The sequence below is a fragment of the Iodobacter fluviatilis genome, from assembly GCF_900451195.1.
Lineage (GTDB): Bacteria > Pseudomonadota > Gammaproteobacteria > Burkholderiales > Chitinibacteraceae > Iodobacter > Iodobacter fluviatilis.
Genome location: NZ_UGHR01000001.1, coordinates 3,215,095 through 3,235,965 on the forward strand (window position 1 = coordinate 3,215,095; position 20,871 = coordinate 3,235,965).

A 20,871-nucleotide genomic window follows, 5' to 3' on the forward strand; every position below is an offset into this window, starting at 1 on the left:
ATATTACCCCTTCAGCCATGCGTTTCGTGTAATGCTTAAGTTATCCTCAAGGGATTTAAGCCTCAGACCGCAAGTATTTGCTTCAGCAGGCTGCAAATGCACATTAAACTGCATCAATTCATCGCGGCGGAAGGCCAAAACTTCTACTTTGCCATTAGTCGGCTGGCTGGCCAGCAAGCCATCCAAATTACCGCCGGTCACACGTAAGTGATTCATTGCAATCAATAAATCGCCAGCAGACAAGCCCGACTGTTGCGCCGCACCACCATCCAGTACATGACTTAACTTTACAAAGCCCCCTTCAATACTGGTACGTACGCCAAGGCTATTGACCGCTTGCAATTCTTTATCTAACCAGCCGCCTTTATCCGCAGCACCCACTGCAGCACGCAATTGCCAATCCACACCAAAATCAGCCAGTAAAGCCTGCAGCGGCAGCTCGTCTGTAGAGCGTATCGCCGTATCAAAGAAGGGTTTCAAATCGAGACCACTCACTTCACTGGCCAGCGCTTCCCACGCCTCCTCCGCCACCCCTTCGCCACGAGTAGCAAAATCTTTGCCATAGCGCAGCCAGAGCGCCCGCATCACATCATCAAGCGATTTCTGCCCCGTTGTTTGCTGGCGAATCAGTAAATCAAGGCAGAGAGCTGTTAATGCACCTTTGGCGTAATAGCTAACCAAGCTATTGGGACTATTTTCATCCTGGCGATAAAACTTCACCCACGTATCAAAGCTGGATTCGGCTAAAGTTTGTTTTGTCCGACCGTGACTTCTTTGCACGCCGGTCACGGTTTGCGCCAATAAATCCAAATACTCCTGCGGGCTGATTAAACCTGTGCGCACCAGTGTTAAATCATCGTAATAAGAAGTCACACCTTCAAAAGCCCACAATAAACGTGTGTAGTTTTCCTGGCTTAAATCATAGGGTGCATAGGCAGCCGGTTTGATTCTTTTGACATTCCAGCTGTGAAAATACTCATGACTGCACAGCCCTAGAAATTGGCGATAGCCCGTTTTAACTTGTGTTTCATGCTCAAATGGCAAATCATCGCGATTACACATCAGCGCGGTGGATGAGCGATGCTCTAATCCACCATAACCATCACCCAGCGCCATAGTCATAAACAGATAGCGATCAAAAGGCGCAGGCTCGCCAAATAAACGAATCTGGTATTCGCAAATTTGTTTTAAATCTTTTTTCAAACGCTTTAAATCAGCATTATGCCGCCCGGCAATCACAATATCGTGGGGAATGCCGCAGGCTTTAAAACTGATTTGGCTAAATTCACCCATTTCTACCGGATGATCAATCAGCTCATCGTAATCTGCCGCCTGATAGCGGCCAAATTGCCCCTGTTTTGCGCCATGCGCGGGCAGCGTCGTGGCTATTTTCCAGTTTTTATATTCTTTTCCTTCCGGTGCAATGATTTCTACATTGCAGCTATTTTTTTCCTGCCCCTTCACCGCCAAAAAGACACTGGTGCCATTAAAAAAGCCCCGTGTCTGGTCTAAATACGCGCCTCTGACCGATAAATCCCACGCATATACGCTGTAGTGAATTTCTAATGGGCCATTCACGGGCTCCGCCTGCCAGGTATGCTTATCGCTTTTAGTCAGCGCCCGCGCTTTACCATCTGATTCGGCCCTGATTTCAACAATATTTCTGGCGAATTCCCTAATTAAATAACTGCCAGGAATCCAGGCAGGCAAATAGACGCACTGCCCTGCCGGATCTGGATTTTTAATGAAAATAGAAACATGAAAAAGATGTGCGTGCAAAGACGCAGGTGAAATTTTATAGGATATTGTCATGAATTATCTTTAAGCAAAAGTCGATAAAAACAGCAAATACACTGTGCGATTTACGCCTTTAAACAAGCATGGCGATGCAGTGCCCCGGCATAAATGCACCCATCAGCCTTTGAAGAAAGATGATCAGGATAAAACAAAGGCAATGAGTACATTACTTTAAGCACTGCAGATAGATAGAAAATCAACCCTGATATAAACCAACCTGATTACGTCCTGCATGTTTGGCCTGATAAAGAGCCTCATCAGCGGCATCAATTAATTGCTGCGCATCCATGCCATTTTTTAAAAGGGCAACGCCCGCGCTGAATGTGACCGGAAATTGAATATCGCCAGATAATTGAATCAGCTCAGTAAAACGAAGCCGCCAATGATCAATTTTTTGTGCTGCACGAATCATACTGGTTTCTGAAAAAACCACCGCAAACTCTTCTCCACCATATCGCCCAACAGCCCCTTCACCATTAATGGACTGACGTAATAAACGCGCCAGAATTTTAATCACTTTATCGCCGACAGCATGACCGTAACTATCATTAATCTTTTTAAAATGATCAATATCAACCATGGCAAAAGACAAAGAAAGCGCTTCTTTTTGCGAGCGTTTTACTTCCCGCTCCAGCCATTCAATAATATGCGTATGGTTTAATAATGCTGTAAGACTATCACAGCTCATCCAGCGCCGTAATGAGCGATAGCGCGCACAGGTCATCGCTACTGACGCCACCAGCTCTTCAGCGGGCATATTTTTTACCCAGAAATCGTCCCCCCCCATACTGCGCGCCATTAATTGCTTATTTCTATTTGTTTCTGTTGATAAAAAAACAATAGGAACGCTATCAAACTGAGTTTGCTGGCGGATGACTTTCGCCATTTCATCACCAGAACACTGAGGCATATACACATCCATCAGCACAATATCGGGCATAAACCGTTCAAGCGAGACAAATACATCCAATGGGTTTTTAATCTGCTGAACCTGCATATCGGCCTGCTGCAGAATATTGCCACTTGCCTTACCCATTGCTTCGGAATCATCGACTATCAGCACACGATAGGGCGTATTTTGTGTCTTTTCCAACAATACATCCAAGCGATCAATCAGCTTTTGAATATCGAGCGGAATATAAACAAAATCAGTCACACCCAATTTTACATAATGAATTTGCTCTACTACGGTGAGCTCCGAAGTCAGAAACAAAACCGGCCCGCGGGATAGCTTCTGCAGGCGGGGCAATATTTGCTCTGCGGAGCAATCTTCCAACCCTTCCTCTCCAAGCAAGACTGCAAATGGCGGCTCTGTATGCATGGCCACCAGCAAGGCACTCTGCTTCATATAAGACCGGCATTCAAAACCAAAGAAAGTCAGCTGTTTTGCTAATTCGGCACTTCCCTGAATCTGCTGCGCAGATAAATACACAATTGGTTTTTTTTGATCCGAATTCATATCGACAGCCTGGTGTTTATTAAAATCAGTCCTCTGCAAATATAAGCGCAAAAACAGCTTTTTGCGTGCTTTTAGCTGCAGCGGGGCAAAAACATAGTCTTCAGAATATCAGTCTTCCACGGTTTATCAGAGCTAGTCACCCATACTATTTTTTTGTTCGAACTGATGCAGTTGCCGCCGCCATTTTTTACTTGGGCGCCCTTCCCCCGCCGGATGCTCAAACCTTGGCGCAAGCTGACGAGCCTCTTTATCCCGCTCACGCTTAAGCATACTTTCTGCGTTTTCCTGATAAAGCCTACGTGCCGCTGGGGCGGGCCCGCGCTGCTCAGATAGTTCAAGTACAGCGATTTCATACTCGCCCTGCTCTGTACGAACACGTAAAGTATCGCCCACTTTAATCAAGCGGGCTGGCTTAACTCTTTGCTGGTTTAAATGCACATGCCCAGCGTCAATCGCTGCACTCGCTAGAGAGCGTGTTTTAAAAAAACGGGCTGCCCATAACCATTTATCGATACGAACACCGCTATCCATTTGATGCTCCTGAAACAAAAACACCCCGCAGCAGCGGGGTGTTGTGTATCCCGAAAACCGGAATAAAAGCTTAGTGTGTTTTAGCTTTAAAGTGACGACGACGTTCTGTTTCGTTTAAGTAACGTTTACGAATACGGATGCTTGTTGGTGTGATTTCTACCAATTCATCATCATCAATAAACTCAACCGCTGATTCCAGCGTCATTTTGATCGCTGTGGTCAAACGAACCGCTTCATCCGTACCGGAAGCGCGAACGTTAGTCAGTTGCTTACCCTTAACCGGGTTAACTACCAGATCGTTATCACGCGTGTGAATACCAATAACCATGCCTTCGTACAATTTGTCGCCTGGGGCTACAAACATACGGCCACGGTCTTCCAGCTTCCACAATGCGTAGGCAACTGCTTCACCATTTTCTTGAGAAACCAATACACCGTTATGACGGCCTGGCATGTCGGCTTTAGCCGGTGCGTAGTCATCAAAAACGTGGCCAATCAGGCCAGTACCGCGAGTCATGGTCATGAAATCGCCTTGGAAGCCAATCAGACCACGCGCAGGAATATGGTATTCCAGACGGGTACGGCCATTACCATCGGATTCCATATTGGTCAGCTCACCACGGCGGCGACCAATTTCTTCCATTACCGCACCTTGGTGTTCATCTTCAAGGTCGATAGACAGATTTTCATAAGGCTCACATTTAACGCCATCAATGTCTTTGTAAACAACGCGTGGTTTAGCCACGGCCATTTCAAAGCCTTCACGACGCATGTTTTCCAGCAGAATAGTCAGGTGCAACTCACCACGACCTGAAACGCGGAAGATATCAGCGTCTTCAGTTTCTTCAACTTTCAGAGCAACGTTAGTCAGCAGCTCTTTGGTCAGGCGGTCACGAATCTGACGGCTGGTCACAAACTTACCTTCAGTACCGGCTAATGGTGAAGTGTTCACCATAAAGTCCATAGTCAGTGTTGGCTCATCAATTGTCAGCATAGGCATGCCGACTGGCTGTTCTTTATCACAGATGGTTACACCGATACCGATCTCATCCAGACCAGAAATAATAATGATGTCACCAGCTTGTGCTTCTTCAACAGGTATACGCTCAAGCCCTTGGAAGCCCAGAACCTGATTGATACGGCCCTGACCCACTTGATTTTCGTGGTTCATTACCACAACAGCCTGACCTGGCTTGATACGACCATTCAAGACACGGCCAATCCCAAGACGACCGGTGTAGGTGGAGTAATCCAGCGCAGAAATTTGCAATTGCAATGGTGCTTCAGGATCACCAGTAGGAGCATGCACATGGCTCAGCACGGTATCAAACAGCGCACGCATATTATCGCTCTCGGTTTCGAGTTCGAGCTTAGCGTAGCCATTCAATGCAGAAGCGTAGATAACCGGGAAATCAAGTTGTTCGTCGGTTGCGCCAAGCTTATCGAACAAATCGAAAGTCTGGTCTACAACCCAATCCGGACGTGCGCCAGGACGGTCAATTTTATTAATAACAACAATAGGCTTCAGACCGAGTGCCAAAGCTTTTTTAGTTACGAAGCGAGTTTGTGGCATCGGGCCATCAACAGCATCAACGAGCAGCAATACGCCATCAACCATACCCAGAACACGTTCCACTTCACCACCGAAATCGGCGTGACCTGGAGTGTCAACCACATTGATATGGTAGCCTTCGTATTCAAGGGCGGTGTTTTTAGCCAGAATCGTGATACCGCGCTCTTTTTCGATATCATTACTGTCCATCACGCGTTCAGCAACTTGCTGGTTGTCGCGGAAGGTGCCGGATTGGCGGAGGAGTTTGTCAACGAGGGTAGTCTTACCGTGGTCAACGTGGGCAATAATTGCAATATTACGAATGGCGCGGGTTGTCATTGTCTGGGCTGCAGATTTTAAAAAAGTGCGCGATTGTACCACGCGAAGTGGATTTCGCGACTAAGTTCCGACGCTTTAGGAAATAATTCATATAAATCAGGCGATTACTGGTCTGAAATATTTCCACACCATGAATTTTCTGCAGAAAAACCACCCTTACTTACAAATTTACACCCTCCGGCTGCTGCGCTGCCACATGAAAAGCAAGCCCTGGCAGGCTAGCAGAACGCGAGCCTTCCTGAGGCAAATTGTTGCTGGCGTGATAGCTGTACACCAAAGAATATTTAGTCAAAGCCGTACGATTCCTGCTGGCAGCATGAAAAGTGCGCGCGTCAAACAACACAACATCGCCTGCCTCAAGCTCAGGGAACACAGCAAGATCCACCCAGGGCGTGGCTTCCGGATGATCTGCCATTAAGAACTCACGCTTGTCATAAGCATCTTCAGGAAAATCAACCCGATGCGATCCGGCAATAAAGCCCAAGCCTCCGTTTTCAGTGGTTTCTTTACCCAAAGACAACCATGCAGAAACTAATTCTGGCCGGTCAAAACGCCAATAGCGCATATCGCGGTGCCAGCGTGTATCGCTGCTAAAGCTGGGCTGCTTACTCATTAAACTATTGTGATGTGCCTGAGTAAGGGTGATGTGCGGCGTATCCAGCAAAGCACTGATCAGCGAAAGCAGCAGAGCATCCCCTGCCCATTCTGCAAACACAGGATCCCGGCCCGCCATATTTCGTAAGCGCCTTATTGTGCCGCCGCCTTCAACTCCCGTCGATTCAGGCGCACCAGGGTAGCCCAGCTCGGCCTCAAGCTCAAACGGAGGCAGGCGCTGCTCTACTGCGGCCATAGCCACTGTACGAATTTTATTCACACGCGCCCTCGAGACAAAGCCACGCAACAGCACCACGCCATCTGCTTTAAAGCGTTTACGCAACCGGGCTAAATCAACAGGCAGACAAAATTCAGCAAGCAAGGCCGTGACTCCGGCAAATAAAGTTAAATTGTAACAGCCCGCATTTAGCTGCGTCCCGCGCTGCCACAGGGTTTCATACCTTGGAAATCCCTAACAACCCTGCAGATATTGATTCAGATCAGCATTTTTAATGGCATAAACAGCTACTTACGCCAACATACTTGCTATTTAATTAGAAACGAAGCCCTTCATAAAATAGGCCCAGCAATCTGAAAACGCCGGAATTCAGCCGCGTTTGGTCAATCCAAACACAAAGGGGCCGGATGAATTGCCTGTGCAATCAATCCGGCCCCTCAGAATGCCTCTGGCAGACGGCTAAAACCTGAATACGGCATCCAGGCTCAGTGTCTGCTCATCTCCCTGCTGGCGATTCAACAAATGCCCATAAGAAAAATTTAAATCCATATTTTTTGTAAGCACAAAACGGTTTCCAAGCTCAATCAGACCCTGATGCTGACTGGCTGAGCCCAATGAAGCGGAATAGTGCTGGCCAGCTTGGCCTAAATCACCATAACGGATCCCGGCCTCATCCGCCGCTTCAAAACGGCGCTGATATTCAAGTTTAAAACGCGGTAGCAACTTAGCTGTGCCCCACTGAAAATGCCGCTCGCCCTGCACGCCCGCTTTAGCAGTAAACATGCGGATAGTTTGCGCATCAAAACTTAAACCCTGACGGCCCGCAGCGGCCTCGTTATAGGCGGCCAATTTAGACGACATCAGCTCCAGCCGGCCATAAGGAGAAATCATCAGCGCCTCATCCCGATATTCATAGCCTGCCGACAGCGAGCCAAAAACCTGTTCACCATCTCGCTGACCATTGGCCATACTGCCTGTTGCCGTTATATAGCGATTCAGCTCGAAATCCAGCTGCCCATACGCAGCCACGCCATCAATAAATACATTGCTGCCGGGGCGTAATGAGCCATACACAGCCAATACGCCGCCACGATGCTTGCTCAGGCTACCCTGACGACCATGCTCACTGCGCTCCACATTAAAACCAGCCCCCAGCCCCGCGGTTAACTGCTCATTCAGCCGAAAATCGGCCCCCATGCTGATGCTGTCGCTCTGAAAGCGAATATCCGACTCATTTTGCTGCCCAAACCCCACTGAACCAGCAAGCCAGAATGCTGTTTGCTCGCGGGCAGAAGCTTGATCCGCGCAAGCTTCTTTACCATCTTCCTGAGCCACGCTTAAAGCGCAGGTATCTGCAGCCGCTTTTAAGTAAGGCGTCATATTCAGCGACTTATGCCTGATGTCCAGATCAAAATCACTTCCCTTCTGATTGTGTAAGCGCTCTAGGCGGCGGTTAAAATGGCCCAGCTGAGCGCTTGCCATGCGGCGAACCGCATCGGCCTGTGCGGCCAGCAAACCCAATACTTCTTGATCTTTTGCCGGATCAGTCCGTGCAGCCACATTCACCGTCAGCTGCCCGATCGAAGAGCCATAAGCATTACTCAGCAGATAATCAACTGACAACACACCCGTAAATTGCGCATCAGGCGTAATCAGCAAGCGGGTGCCCTGCACCTCAACACGGCAGTGCGCAGGTATCGACTGTAAAGTCAGTGAAGTAAACGGCCCGCCACTGGCCTCAGCCCCTGCATCCACTAAAATAGGCGTTCCCGAAGTGCTGCTTGCCACAAGGTTTTTTAACACCGGCGGTGGCGGGTTCACTTGCAAAGCAACAGACACCACGGTGACGCCACCCTGAAAATCACCAAGCAAATAAGTAAACTGATCGGCCCCCGTATAAGCAGCATGCGGGGTATACCGAAGGCTAGGAACAATGCCGCCTTCTGCGCTGCCCGCGCCCCTGCTGATCATTAACACGCCATGCTGTGGCTGGCTCAGCAGCTCAATACTGCGAACCACACCCACACCACTCACAAGAGCAATCGTGTTCTGGCTGCTATTACTTTGCACCACTGCCTGAACTACTTTAGATACCTCAGGAATCGGCTTAACCGTCAGAATATAGCTCTGCTCCGCAGCGGCACTGACACCCGGCACGGCCGCCTGAGCCGCCGTAATCACAACGGTTCCGGCACGAACGGGGGTGACCTCTCCACTTACAGGATCAACCGTTGCGATATCAGGATGAGCACTGCGGTATGAAATCTCTGCCGCTGTGGCAGATGACCTAGCCACATTTTTAAATGTGCCGCCCAGCACCACAGTACCGGCATCCGGGCTGGCAAAGGTCAGAACTGGGCGCAGCGTCACCGTCAGGGTGTAACTTTGTACGGATACTGCGCTCACCCCCGGCACCGCCGCCTGGCTTGCCGTAATCACCACAACGCCCGCAGCCAGCGCATTCACCTCTCCCGTACTGGCGTTAACGGTTGCGATGTCAGGATTGGCACTCTGGTAGCTGATTACGCCTTCGCCGTTTGAAGTGGCCCTGTTCAGCAGGGTCTGGCCCTGCACGACTGAGGCCGAGCCCGGGATGGCAAAGGTCAATGTGGCAACAGGCAGGGGAGCAACAGTCAGTACATAAGACTGCATCGCCTGTGCATTGACCCCGGCCACCGAGGCCTGGCTTGCGGTGATGACGGTGTTTCCGGCACGAAGCGCAGTCACGGCACCACTACTGGCATCCACCGAGGCAATCTCCGTGTTTGCGCTCTGATAAGAAATCACCCCGTAGCGGCCGCCGCTTAAGCTGGAAATCGCTGCATTATTAAACAGACGGCCCGCCAATACGCTTGCCCGATCAGGCACAGCAAAGGTCAGAGTGGGCACCGGCAGCGGCTGAATATCTAATGTATAAGACTGGCTGACTGCCGTATTGATCCCCGCAACAGCCATCTGGCTGGCCGTAATCACCACCTGGCCCTCACGATGCGCAGTCACTTGCCCCGCCGCATCAACCGATGCTAGCGCCGGGTTGTCACTACTGTAGATCACCGCGCCATAGCCGCCCCCGCTTAATGAAGGTACAGCGACATTTTTAAAGGTGTTTCCCACGACCACGCTGACCTTGCCCGAAAGCGCAAAAGTCAGCGAGCCTGTTGGCGCTGGCGCTGGTGGCAAAGATAAAATAAGCGTCGATTCTTTCTGAATATTGTAATCAGATAAAGTGCGGCCCTCTTCCAGCACCAGACCGGCAAATTTCAAAATTTGCTCATCGGGCGGAATGCCCTCTTTATCCTGAATTTTGGCTTTTACATTTTCGATTAAATCACTGGCTTCAACATCAAGCGTGATGGTTTTACTTGTCAGCGTCTTTACAAAAATTTGCATGGCCCAAGCTTTCACGGGCAGAAAAAAAATAACAAAACACAGCAAGGCGGCAGAGAGTTGCCGTAATGGGGAAGTCATAAAATACTCATTAATTGTGATGATTTTCCGCTACCCAAATCGAGCGGAGCCGCATATTAGCTAACTATCATATGCGAGGTGCAATTTTTTCAAACTTCAGTCTGAAATTTGCAACACCCGCGCTTACCCCCCATCTTTTCTGGTCAAACACCCCGCCCGGCTGCATGATCCATGCTCTCCCTCTTTTTGAGCGAAAGCCATGCGACAAACCTCCAGCTCCCTGCCACTTTTAACCGCCGGTTTTGTCACGGTTTTAGTGGGCTTTACCAGCTCTGCCGCGATTGTTTTTCAGGCCGCCACGGCTGCGGGCGCAACACCAGGACAGCTGGCTTCCTGGATGTGGGCGCTTGGGATGGGAATGGGGATCACCTGCATTGGTTTATCGCTGCGTTATAAAAACCCAATCGTTACCGCATGGTCCACGCCGGGAGCAGCACTACTGGCAGGCAGTTTGCAGGGCATTCCCATGGGGGAAGCGATTGCAGCATTTATGTTTTGCGCAGCACTAATTACCTTAAGTGGTATCACCGGCTGGTTTGAACGCATCATGAGCCGCATTCCCTTGCCGATTGCAGCCGCCATGTTGGCAGGGGTTTTAGCCCGTTTTGGCATCAATATTTTTACCGAGATGCAGAGCCAATTCGTCCTTGTCTTTGCCATGTTCATTGCTTATTTAATCTGCAAAAGATTTTGGCCGCGCTACGCCATCATGTTGGTATTGCTACTGGGAATCCCAATTGCGGCAGGACAGGGCTTATTACATATAGAAGAAGTAGAGATCGCCTTTGCCAGGCCAGAATTCATGATGCCGGTTTTTAACTGGCAAACCATGCTCAGCATTGGCATACCACTGTTTGTCGTGACGATGGCGTCCCAAAATATGCCTGGTGTAGCGGTGATTCGGGCCAATGGTTACAACACGCCCATTTCACCTTTAATCAGCTGGACGGGCATCACCACTTTATTACTTGCTCCCTTTGGTTGCTTCTCGCTCAATTTAGCCGCCATTACTGCCGCCATTTGTATGGGCAAAGAGGCGCATGAAGACCCCGCTCAGCGCTATAAAGCCAGCATTGCCGCTGGTGGTTTTTATTTATTGCTGGGTGTTTTTGGCGCAACGATTGGGGCGCTCTTTACCGCCTTTCCCAAAGCCCTGGTATTGGCGATTGCCGGCCTCGCCCTACTGGGCACGATCGCCAATGGGCTGAGCGCCGCGATGAGCGATGAGCAAATTCGCGAGCCTGCTTTAGTCACCTTTTTAGTCACACTCTCAGGCATTTCACTTTTAGGAATTGGCGCGGCATTCTGGGGTTTAACCGCAGGCACAATTGCTTTATTAATCATGAAAAAACGCTGATAAAACAAAGAATCATAAAAACATGCGCCTCTCTTGCTTTATGCAGTGAGAATGAGCGCAACATGGCAAAAAAAGCCATGACATTGTGATGAAATCAACCGTCACAATTAATTACAATGTCTTACATTTACATTGCAATTTCACTTGGCATCGTGATAAAAACTGTCCTCTTCTATTAAAAATCACCCTTAGAAAGCGGTGATCAAGGCCTGAAAACCTCTCTTATTGCACTGACGATACTGTGGCGTTAAGCCCTTAGTATTTTGCTCGAAACAAGCTGTGAAACATTATCGCGGCTTCAGCCAGTGCATTCACTTTGCGATTTTGCATAATCGCTGGGGTGTTGCGTGTTTCTGCTCAGTGCAAAAAACAGGCTTCAAACATCCCTAAGCTAGGCAACCCTCAACATTTAAGTTGTCACTCTCATCATTGCGAGCGGATTTTTACGCTCTACAAGAAAGGAGTCAGCACATGTCTGTGCATCTTAAACGCGGCCTGTTCATTGCCTTTTTGGCAGCGATCTTCGCCCTGATTCAGTCGCAACCTATGTGGCTAAAAACCTACCAAAGCGATCTCATCTACCTTGGCCAGCAACATCTTCGGCTTGCTGGCTACTCGATGCTCTTAGCCTTAATTGTTGGCCTGCCTGCGGGCATTTTACTCAGCCGGAGCAGGGCCAGACGCTTCGCCGAGCCCATATTGCAACTTTTTAATATTGGCAACACCCTCCCCCCGCTCGCCGTACTGGCTCTGGCTATGGTCCTAGTTGGTATTGGCGACAAGCCCGCCATCATTGCGCTGTTTTTAGCCTCGCTTCTGCCGATTGTCCGCAACACTTACGCCGGTCTTTGCGGCGTATCGCCCGCCCTGCTTGAAGCCGCACGCGGTCTTGGCATGACCCCCGGACAAAGCCTTTGGCATGTGGAGCTACCCAATGCCGCCCCCGTTATTCTGGTGGGTATCCGCCTAGCTCTGGTAATCAATGTGGGCACAGTGCCGCTGACCTTCCTGATCGGTGCCAGCAGCTATGGCGAGCTCATTTTCCCCGGCATCTTTTTAAATAATCAAACCCAGCTCTTAGTAGGGGCAGGTGCAACCGCCATTGTGGCGCTGACACTCGATCAAGCCGTTGCCCGTATTGGCCATATTTTTGCCAAACGAGCATCAAACTAAAAGGAGTGAGTCATGCAACGATTTTTCCTCTCGGTCAGCCTGATGCTGATCGCCAGTCTGGCCAGCGCAGCCCCCATTCGTCTGGGCAGCAAAGACTTTACCGAGCAACATTTGCTCTCAGCCATGACTAGGCAATATCTGGTCAGCAAAGGCTTTGAAATCTCCACTACCACCGATCTACCCAGCGTGATCATGCGTGGCGCGCTGATCAACAAACAGCTGGATCTGGTTTGGGATTACACCGGCACAGCGCTGATCGTTTATCACAAGCTCACCGAAGTAAACCCAGAGCAAAGCTATGCAAAAGTGAAGGAGCTGGATATTCCCAATGGCCTTGTCTGGCTACAACCCGCCGCCATGAACAACACCTACGCCTTTGCCATGCAGCGCAAACGTGCAGAGGAGTTGGGCATCACCACCATGAGCGAGTTGGCTAAAGAATTTAACCAGCATAAGGACTGGAAACTCGGGCTGGACATCGAATTTGCAGGCCGGCCAGATGGCTTAGCGCCGATGCGAGAGAAATATCAGCTCACGCTTGATCGCCCGCAAATGAAGCAAATGAATTCTGGATTGGTTTACAACGCCATCCGTGATGGTTTTGTGGAAGTAGGCCTAGTTTATGCCACCGACGGCCGAGTCAAAGGCTTTGATTTTATTATTCTCGAAGACGATCTGCACTTTTTCCCCAGCTACGCGGCAACACCTGTCGTAGAAAAATCCGTACTGGATGCCAACCCCGGCCTTGAAGACGCCCTCAACACCCTGTCTGCACTGCTCGACAACGACACGATCTCTACGCTTAACGCCAAAGTAGATATTGAACACCTGCGTGTGGACGAAGTGGCCGCTCAGTTCCTGAAAGACAAAGGCTTACTGCAAGGAAAATAAGATGGAAACCATTCACTATATTTGGGAAAACAGCAGCTTTATTCTGGGATTAACCCGAGAGCACATGATGCTGGTCTCCATTGCCGTTGGCTTTGCCATATTGCTGGGCGTACCAATAGGCGTACTGATTGTGCGGCTCCCCTCGCTGGCGCCCTGGGTACTCGGCCTTGCTACGGTCGTGCTGACCACCCCATCAATTGCACTGTTTGGCTTGATGATCCCGCTGTTTTCGATGATCAACCAAGGAATCGGTTATGTGCCAGCGATTTCGGCGGTGTTTTTATATTCACTCCTGCCGATTATCCGCAATACCCACACCGCATTGCAGCAAATTGATCCAAGTATCCGCGAATCCTGCAAGGGACTGGGCATGAGCTTTTTCCAGCGCCTGTGCTGGGTAGAGCTACCGCTGGCCGTACCCCTTATTTTTGGTGGCATTCGTACCGCCGTGGTGATGAATATCGGTGTGATGGCCATTGCCAGCACCATCGGCGCAGGTGGCCTTGGCCTCTTGATTTTGCATGGCATTAGCCAGAGCGACATCCGCCAGCTGATCGCGGGTGCAGTAATGATCAGCCTGCTCGCCATTGTGATGGACCTCATCCTCAATCGCATCCAGCACTACCTTACACCCAAAGGGATCCGCTCCTAATTTCGTGTAAAAAAATACAAAGCCGTTTCACCGGCGTGAGTGCAATCAGCCCCACGACGATGTAATGACAAACCGAATCGCTCATTCAGCACCACCTCACAAGGGGACAGCTCATGATTAAGCTAGAAAATCTCACTAAAACATTTACCCAAAAAAATGGCCAAACCGTTACTGCAGTGAATAGCGTGAATTTACAAGTCGAAGAAGGCAAAATCTGCGTTTTCCTTGGCCCATCAGGCTGCGGTAAAACCACCACGCTTAAAATGGTGAATCGCCTGATTAACCCCACTTCAGGCCGTATTTTAATTAATGGCCAGGATACCCAAGAAATGGACGTGGTGGCATTGCGCCGCCAGATTGGCTATGTAATTCAGCAAATTGGTCTATTCCCGAATATGACCATCGAAGAAAACATTTGCATCGTTCCAAAGCTATTAGGCTGGGATAAAAAGAAAAGCCGCGAGCGGGCCAGAGAACTGATGGATATGGTGGCACTCGACCCTAATCGCTTTCTCAGCCGCTACCCGCGCGAAATGTCGGGCGGGCAGCAGCAGCGTATTGGCGTGATTCGCGCCCTCGCTGCCGATGCCCCCGTCCTGCTGATGGACGAGCCCTTTGGCGCGGTCGATCCAATCAACCGCGAATCGATTCAAAATGAATTCTTACTGATGCAGCGCAAGCTCAATAAAACAGTGCTCATGGTGAGCCACGATATTGACGAAGCGATTAAGCTGGGCGATCGCATTGCGATCTTCAGGCAAGGGCAGATTGTGCAGCACGCCACGCCAGATCAGCTGCTGGCCGCACCTGAAAACGATTTTGTAGGCTCTTTTGTAGGCCAGGACCGCACCTTAAAACGCCTGCTCCTCATTAATGCAGGCCAAGTCTGCGATGGCCAAACCACCCTAACAGCACAACCTTCTACCGATTTAAAAACAGCATTTAGCTTAATGGATGAAAACGAGCAGCGTTTTCTAACCATTGTTGACGATAAAGCCACACCTCTGGGCTATGTATCCCGCAAAGAAATCCGCAACGCCAGCGGCATTTGTCTCGATAAGCTTCACCCCTTCGAAGTAACCGCCCAGGCCAGCGATAATTTGCGAGTGATTCTTTCCAAGCTTTATGAACACAATCTGGTATGGATGCCGATTGTGGATGATGACAACAACTATCAAGGTGAAATCTCGCAAGACGATATCGCCCGCCACTTAAGCGCCCCGGCGCGGTAAAAAGCATACGGCCACCCACTCGTGGTGGCCGTATTAACGAAAACAAGCCCCAGCCAAACAATTGATAATAATTATCATTAATGATAATGTAGCTTTTTCAAAAGCCGTAGAAAAAGTGAGCTGCCATGAGTCAGGAATCCTCGCCTAAACAAGCACCGCGTAAACTGCAAGTACTGCAAAGCCTTCGGCTTACGCCTCACCTGCAACGGCTCACACTGGGCGGCCCAGGGCTAAACGGCTTTCCAAACCATTGTGATGGCGCACATATCAAACTCCTTTTACCTCAGCAAGGCCAGGCACTCATGCTGCCAACGGCCGGGCCAAAAGGATTAATCTGGCCTCCAGCACAAAACCGCCCTGTAGTACGCACCTATACTGTCCGCCATTTTGACGCCATGCAACAAACGCTGACCGTTGATTTTGTGATTCATGATGAATATGGCCCGGCTTCATACTGGGCGCAACATGCACAAATAGGTGATGATGTTGGCTTAGCCGGCCCCAGTGGCCCAGCACGCCTTAATCCGGCTGCAGATTACTTCTTATTAGCAGGTGACTTATCTGCCCTGCCTGCAATCAGCACCGTGCTTGAAGCCCTGCCTGAAAATGCCGTTGGCACTGCTTTTATAGAGATCACCAGTGAGGCAGATCAGCAGCACCTGAGCCATCCAGCGGGGGTGAATATTGTATGGCTGGTCAACAGCACGCCAAGCGCCCTGCTGCCACAAGCTGTGTTTGATCTACCCTGGCCGCAAGGATCAGTCTCTGCGACGATTGCGGGTGAAACTGAAGCCGTGGTGCAAATACGCAAATATTTACGTATTAATAAGAGGCTAAGCGTAAGCCATTGCTACATCGTACCCTACTGGAAATACCAACACAGCGAAGAGGCCTATCATGACGAGCGCCACCGCATCATGGATGAAGTTCTGACGCCAGCTTAAGCGCTGCACTTCACAGAAACCAGCAAATTCTGTCACCCTTAGAAACAAACAGGAAAGCAATTAATTTGTTTCCTGTTTTACTCAATGCAGGCCGCCATTCTTGGCAAAGTGGCGCCCTGCTTATTTATGCTTTAAAAACAAATTATTACAGAACAAAGACATAAGAAAATGCTGTAACTTGCACTTTTTTACTAAAAAACACAAAAAAGCATTGACAAGAAATAAGAAGCCAGCAACAATCACCTCACTAATTTGATTGAGCATAACCTTGTAAAGCGAATATCTTCATTCGCAATGTGTTTGTAGCAGTACTATCCAGCAAGCCTTCTCAGCTTTTCTGCAAGTTCTCCCCGAACCAGGTGCTCTTCTTTTGGTGCTTTGCCATCCAATGTCTGGATGGCCATTTACTAGGAGCCATCATGGCACAATTTGATTTTATCGTAGAAGCACGTCCCTCCACCCGCCACACAGGCATGGAAGGTTGGTACCAAATCGTCGTTTGTCACGGCAAGCAAAAAAAACCAGTCACTGACTGGCAAGCAGCACCCCAAGCACACGACAATAAGTTGCACAGCGTTTTAAACAGCGCCGCAGCTTTAGCCAAACAACAAATTCAAGTGCAATTTCACTGATTTTGTAATCTAAGCTAAGCAGTTCATTCAAAAGCCCACGACAACGTGGGCTTTTTACATGGGCGCTGCCAATCTGCAAAAAAGCACAAAGTGCTGGCTTTTAACCTTAAGCACCCTATTCACAAAGCCTGCAATAGCAGCGCACATGGTAGAATCAGGCCTTATCTGTTTTTCTGCCCGCCCATGCCCTATCTTGCACTCGACACCTCGACCGAATATCTTTCCCTCGCCATCAGCACCGCAGAGGGCATCGTTGCCCGTGACTGGCCCGCGGGGCAAAAACACGCGGAAATGATTCTTCCTGCTCTTGCCTCCCTACTGGAAGAATGCCAGCTCAGCATGGAAGACATCGAAGGTATTGCCTTTGGTAATGGCCCTGGTTCATTTACCGGCCTGCGTATCGCAGCGGGCATTACCCAAGGACTGGCCTTTGCACGTGATGTGCCGGTATTGGGCGTTTCCACCTTAGCGGCACTGGCCGAAGGCTGCCATGCCGATCAGGTGTATGTGTGCCTTGATGCCCGCATGAATCAAGTCTATTGCGCGGCTTATCGCAAGGAAGCAGACGTCTGGCAAACCATGATCGAGCCTTGCCTGAGCGATCCGGACAGCATACCGCTGCCAGATGGCAGCAACTGGCTGGGGGCAGGCAGCGGGTTTGCAGCTTATGGCGAAACGCTCAGACAACGCCTTGGCGCTCAGCTCAACGGTGCCAATGCAGAACGCTTCCCGCACGCTAAAGACATTCTTAAACTGGCTCTGGCTGATCTTGCCGCCGGAAAAGGGCTTGCCGCACAAGATGCCGAACTGGTTTACCTGCGTAATAAAGTGGCCCTTAAGACTCACGAGCGGATTAAAAAATGAAAGTGCGTGATTTAAATGCCAGCGATATTCCGCAACTGATGGCGCTGGATGCCGCTACCAATTCGCACCCATGGGATATCAGCCACTGGCAGCACTCTTTAAAAGCCGATGTTTGCCTTGGCATTGATGGCAACACCGAGCTTTCAGCCTTTGCCGTTGCCATGAAAATGGTTGATGAGGCCGAATTACTACTCATCGCGGTGCAGCCCAAACTACAAGGGAAAGGCCTTGGACAAATCATATTTAACACCTTGACTCAAAAGCTGGCAAAAAACGGCGCTCAAAGCCTGTTTTTAGAAGTTCGCGAATCCAATCGCAAAGCCCGGCGTTTTTATGAATCAGCAGGCTTTGCCGAAACCGGCATTCGCCCTGCCTACTACCCCGCCACCAGTGGTGCGGGCCGGGAAGACGCCCTGATTTTTGCAATGATGATGAGTAAAGCCTGATGAGCCGCCGGGCGCTGATACTGGAAGAACTGGGCCTGAACCCGGTATGGGTACGCACAGCCATTCTGCCTGAGCTGCAAATAAGCGCAGCCCCCGCCGCACCCGTTGCAGCACCCGTTGCAGCACCCGTTGCTGGCGTACGCCCGCAAGGCTTGTCTCCTGTCGCAGTCGCGGCACATCAGGCCCTTGCGCCGCTGGTGAGCACACCCAAGTTCAGCCCCCCGCCAGTCACTATTCCTGCCAACAACAAGCCAGAAGACGAGCGCTCAAAACGCATTGCCATAATGAACTGGGATGAGCTGCAAAGTGCGGTCAGCAGCTGCACTGCCTGCCCGCTTTGCCAGAGCCGTCAGAAAAACAATGAGCAGCCCGTATTTGGCACCGGGCCGATGCAGCCCAATATTATGGTACTGGGTGAAGCCCCGGATCATGATGATGAAGCACAACTTAGCCCGTTTCCGGTTGAAGCAGGCAGGCTGCTGGACAATATGCTGGCCGCCATTGGCGAAGACACGCTGGTTTACAAAGCCAATATCCTAAAATGCCGCACACCCGGCAAACGCAACCCGCAGGCTGTCGAAGCGGAGCAATGCGCCCCATTTTTAAAACGCCAGATTGAGCTGCTACAGCCCAAATCATTATTTGTTGTAGGCCGTTTTGCGCTCAAAACTTTACTGGAAAGCGACGAGCCGGTCAGCGTCTTAAGAGAAAAACTCCAGCACTACAAGCAAATCCCGCTGGTTGTCAGCTACAACCCAAGCTACCTGCTTCGCAACTTACCGGATAAATCCCGCGCATGGCATGACCTGCTTAGGCTGAAAGCCACGCTCAGCAAGCCCTTGCTTTAAACCGATTATCTTGTCGGGCAGCAACAAAGTAAAAGTGATCTCTCCTGTCTTAAAAATTAGCGACTAGACTGCATTACTCACCTCTCTCTGCTCAGACTGCCATGCAAAACTCATATCATCTGGGACGACAGCCCATTCTTAACCGCCAGCAAGAGCTGGTGGCTTATGAATTGCTCTTCAGAAACAGCAGCCATCGCAATGAGGCCATCGTTCCCGATGATTTTCTGGCCACGCTGGATGTCATTCAGCATGCTTTCAGCACATTAGGGGCAAGCAGTGTGCTGGGGGACAAACTGGGCTTTATCAATGTCAGCGCAGATTTACTCATGTCTGACGTCCTAGAATTACTTCCGCCACAGCAGGTCGTTTTAGAAATCCTCGAAACAGTAGAAATCACGCCGACCATTATTGAGCGCTGCCTCGCACTCAAAAAGAAAGGCTTTAAGCTCGCCCTAGATGACATCATTCATCTGGATGACACACAAAAAGCCCTTCTTCCTCATTTAAGCTTCGCCAAACTGGAAGTCATGGATATGCAGGCCGCGCAAATGAGCGCCCTGATCAAAGAGCTTCGCCCCTATCCATTGCAAATTCTGGCAGAAAAAGTAGATAACCCCGACCAGCACCAGCTTTGCATGCAGCTGGGGTTTGATTTATTCCAAGGCTATTACTTTGCCAAACCAACCATATTATCGGGCAGCAAACCCCAGCCATCACAAATGGCTTTATTGCGTTTATTGGGGCTAATTAATAGCAATGCGGATAATCACGATATTGAATTGTCATTTAAGCATTCCCCAGATCTGACGATTAATTTGCTTAAACTCGTTAATTCAGTCGGCTCAGGCACACCCAAGAAAATAGACAGCCTTGCTGCAGCCATTACCGTATTAGGCCGTCGCCAGCTGGGCCGCTGGATTCATCTCTTAGCCTATGTGCAGCAATCCGGAAAAAATATCGGCAGCAATCCACTGGTTCAAACAGCGGCAATTCGCGGTAAATTTATGGAGCTGCTCGCATTAAAGAAAAAACCACGCGATCAAAGCTTTGCAGATCAGGCCTTTATGGTCGGGATGTTTTCTTTAATTGATGTGCTCTTTAATGCGCCGCTGCAGGAGCTAATTGAACCACTAAATTTAAATGATGATGTGCGGGATGCACTCACAGGCAGAAACAATGCACTGGGGGAATTACTCAATCAGGCATTACTTGCTGAAGATAACGACCCTCAGCTCAGCCATGAAATACCCAGCGATTTTGATGCCCTGCTCAGCGCCATGAGCTGGGCCAATGAATTAGGCTGAGCAAAAAAAACACCGCACATATATATATGCCGGTGTTATTTTATTTACCTGATATTACCTGCTGACGCTTAATATTTTTACTTTTACCTCATGACCACCTGGTGCAGGCCAGTCAATGCTTTGCCCCACGGATAAACCCAATAAAGCGCTCCCTACCGGTGCCGTCACAGATACCTTGCCCGCAGCACCATCAATTTCATGGGGGAAACATAAAGTCAGCTCAAACTCTTTATTACCCGGCGTCATTAAAAAGCGCGCGGTAGAGTGCATCGTCACCACATCATCTGGCATATCGGCTTGCTCCAGCACCGTGGCCCGGCCCAGCTCCGCCTCTAAGGCATCTGCATCAGGAAAAGCATCTGCAGGCAATTTATCGAGCAAAGCATAAAGACGATCGCTATCTAATGTCGACACAGTAATGGGGGGCAATGCACTCATTCAGATCTCCAAACCCGCCTGTCAAACAGGCATTAATAGAATAATAGCGATTAGACGCTATTTATAAAAAGTAGTTCCCCTTGCAGATTTCAGGCGTAAAAAAACCCCTTTA

At 49.8% G+C, this 20,871-nt stretch carries 18 protein-coding genes; 11 read left to right on the forward strand and 7 right to left on the reverse strand.

From position 1 onward, the window contains the following. Nucleotides 1-3: 3 nt before the first annotated feature. From DYD62_RS14745 to DYD62_RS14770, 6 genes are all read right to left on the reverse strand, one after another. Nucleotides 4-1,812 (reverse strand): M61 family metallopeptidase, encoded by a 1,809-nt coding sequence (locus DYD62_RS14745; protein ID WP_115228066.1) that lies wholly within the window; start codon nt 1,810-1,812, stop codon nt 4-6. Nucleotides 1,813-1,993: 181 nt separating this feature from the next. Next, on the reverse strand, nt 1,994-3,256 hold the full coding sequence (locus DYD62_RS14750; RefSeq protein ID WP_115228067.1) for a diguanylate cyclase: 1,263 nt from the start codon (nt 3,254-3,256) through the stop codon (nt 1,994-1,996). A gap of 132 nt (nt 3,257-3,388) precedes the next feature. Further along, nucleotides 3,389-3,787, reverse strand: coding sequence for an RNA-binding S4 domain-containing protein (locus DYD62_RS14755; protein WP_115228068.1), 399 nt, complete (start codon nt 3,785-3,787; stop codon nt 3,389-3,391). 70 nt (nt 3,788-3,857) lie between these two features. Further along, nucleotides 3,858-5,678, reverse strand: coding sequence for a translational GTPase TypA (gene typA, locus DYD62_RS14760; protein WP_115228069.1), 1,821 nt, complete (start codon nt 5,676-5,678; stop codon nt 3,858-3,860). Between the two features lie 160 nt (nt 5,679-5,838). Then, on the reverse strand, nt 5,839-6,654 hold the full coding sequence (locus DYD62_RS14765) for a phytanoyl-CoA dioxygenase family protein (protein ID WP_165928782.1): 816 nt from the start codon (nt 6,652-6,654) through the stop codon (nt 5,839-5,841). Between the two features lie 315 nt (nt 6,655-6,969). After that, nucleotides 6,970-9,978, reverse strand: a complete 3,009-nt coding sequence (locus tag DYD62_RS14770) for an autotransporter domain-containing protein (RefSeq protein ID WP_115228071.1) — start codon at nt 9,976-9,978, stop codon at nt 6,970-6,972. Nucleotides 9,979-10,177: 199 nt separating this feature from the next. Here DYD62_RS14770 and DYD62_RS14775 point away from each other — a divergent pair, with 199 nt between their 5' ends. The 11 genes from DYD62_RS14775 to DYD62_RS14825 all read left to right on the forward strand — a co-directional run bounded on the left by DYD62_RS14775 (nt 10,178) and on the right by DYD62_RS14825 (nt 20,321). Then, the gene (locus tag DYD62_RS14775) at nt 10,178-11,335 is read left to right on the forward strand and encodes a benzoate/H(+) symporter BenE family transporter (RefSeq protein WP_115228072.1); all 1,158 of its coding nucleotides are present in this window, start codon (nt 10,178-10,180) and stop codon (nt 11,333-11,335) included. Between the two features lie 471 nt (nt 11,336-11,806). Continuing rightward, the gene (locus DYD62_RS14780) at nt 11,807-12,508 is read left to right on the forward strand and encodes an ABC transporter permease (RefSeq protein WP_115228073.1); all 702 of its coding nucleotides are present in this window, start codon (nt 11,807-11,809) and stop codon (nt 12,506-12,508) included. 12 nt (nt 12,509-12,520) lie between these two features. Further along, nucleotides 12,521-13,399, forward strand: coding sequence for a glycine betaine ABC transporter substrate-binding protein (locus DYD62_RS14785; RefSeq protein WP_115228074.1), 879 nt, complete (start codon nt 12,521-12,523; stop codon nt 13,397-13,399). Nucleotide 13,400: 1 nt separating this feature from the next. Next, nucleotides 13,401-14,051: an ABC transporter permease gene (locus DYD62_RS14790; RefSeq protein ID WP_115228075.1), complete on the forward strand. Its 651-nt coding sequence runs from the start codon at nt 13,401-13,403 to the stop codon at nt 14,049-14,051. Between the two features lie 113 nt (nt 14,052-14,164). Beyond that, nucleotides 14,165-15,283 (forward strand): ABC transporter ATP-binding protein, encoded by a 1,119-nt coding sequence (locus DYD62_RS14795; RefSeq protein WP_115228076.1) that lies wholly within the window; start codon nt 14,165-14,167, stop codon nt 15,281-15,283. Nucleotides 15,284-15,408: 125 nt separating this feature from the next. Continuing rightward, the gene (locus DYD62_RS14800) at nt 15,409-16,227 is read left to right on the forward strand and encodes a siderophore-interacting protein (protein ID WP_115228077.1); all 819 of its coding nucleotides are present in this window, start codon (nt 15,409-15,411) and stop codon (nt 16,225-16,227) included. A 419-nt stretch (nt 16,228-16,646) separates the two neighbouring features. Next, the gene (locus DYD62_RS14805; RefSeq protein WP_046351320.1) at nt 16,647-16,859 is read left to right on the forward strand and encodes a hypothetical protein; all 213 of its coding nucleotides are present in this window, start codon (nt 16,647-16,649) and stop codon (nt 16,857-16,859) included. A 183-nt stretch (nt 16,860-17,042) separates the two neighbouring features. After that, nucleotides 17,043-17,723 (forward strand): tRNA (adenosine(37)-N6)-threonylcarbamoyltransferase complex dimerization subunit type 1 TsaB, encoded by a 681-nt coding sequence (tsaB, locus tag DYD62_RS14810; protein ID WP_115228314.1) that lies wholly within the window; start codon nt 17,043-17,045, stop codon nt 17,721-17,723. Then, nucleotides 17,720-18,169: a ribosomal protein S18-alanine N-acetyltransferase gene (gene rimI / locus DYD62_RS14815; protein WP_115228078.1), complete on the forward strand. Its 450-nt coding sequence runs from the start codon at nt 17,720-17,722 to the stop codon at nt 18,167-18,169. The genes tsaB and rimI overlap by 4 nt, the downstream gene beginning before the upstream one ends. Continuing rightward, nucleotides 18,169-19,017, forward strand: a complete 849-nt coding sequence (locus DYD62_RS14820; protein WP_115228079.1) for a uracil-DNA glycosylase — start codon at nt 18,169-18,171, stop codon at nt 19,015-19,017. Before rimI ends, DYD62_RS14820 begins: the two co-directional genes overlap by 1 nt. Nucleotides 19,018-19,118: 101 nt before the next feature. Further along, on the forward strand, nt 19,119-20,321 hold the full coding sequence (locus DYD62_RS14825; RefSeq protein WP_115228080.1) for an EAL and HDOD domain-containing protein: 1,203 nt from the start codon (nt 19,119-19,121) through the stop codon (nt 20,319-20,321). A gap of 54 nt (nt 20,322-20,375) precedes the next feature. On the opposite strand, the gene rnk is transcribed toward DYD62_RS14825, so the two are convergent. Then, a complete protein-coding gene (rnk, locus tag DYD62_RS14830; protein WP_115228081.1) occupies nt 20,376-20,759 on the reverse strand; it encodes a nucleoside diphosphate kinase regulator in 384 nt (127 codons plus the stop codon). Between the last annotated feature and the right edge of the window lie 112 nt (nt 20,760-20,871).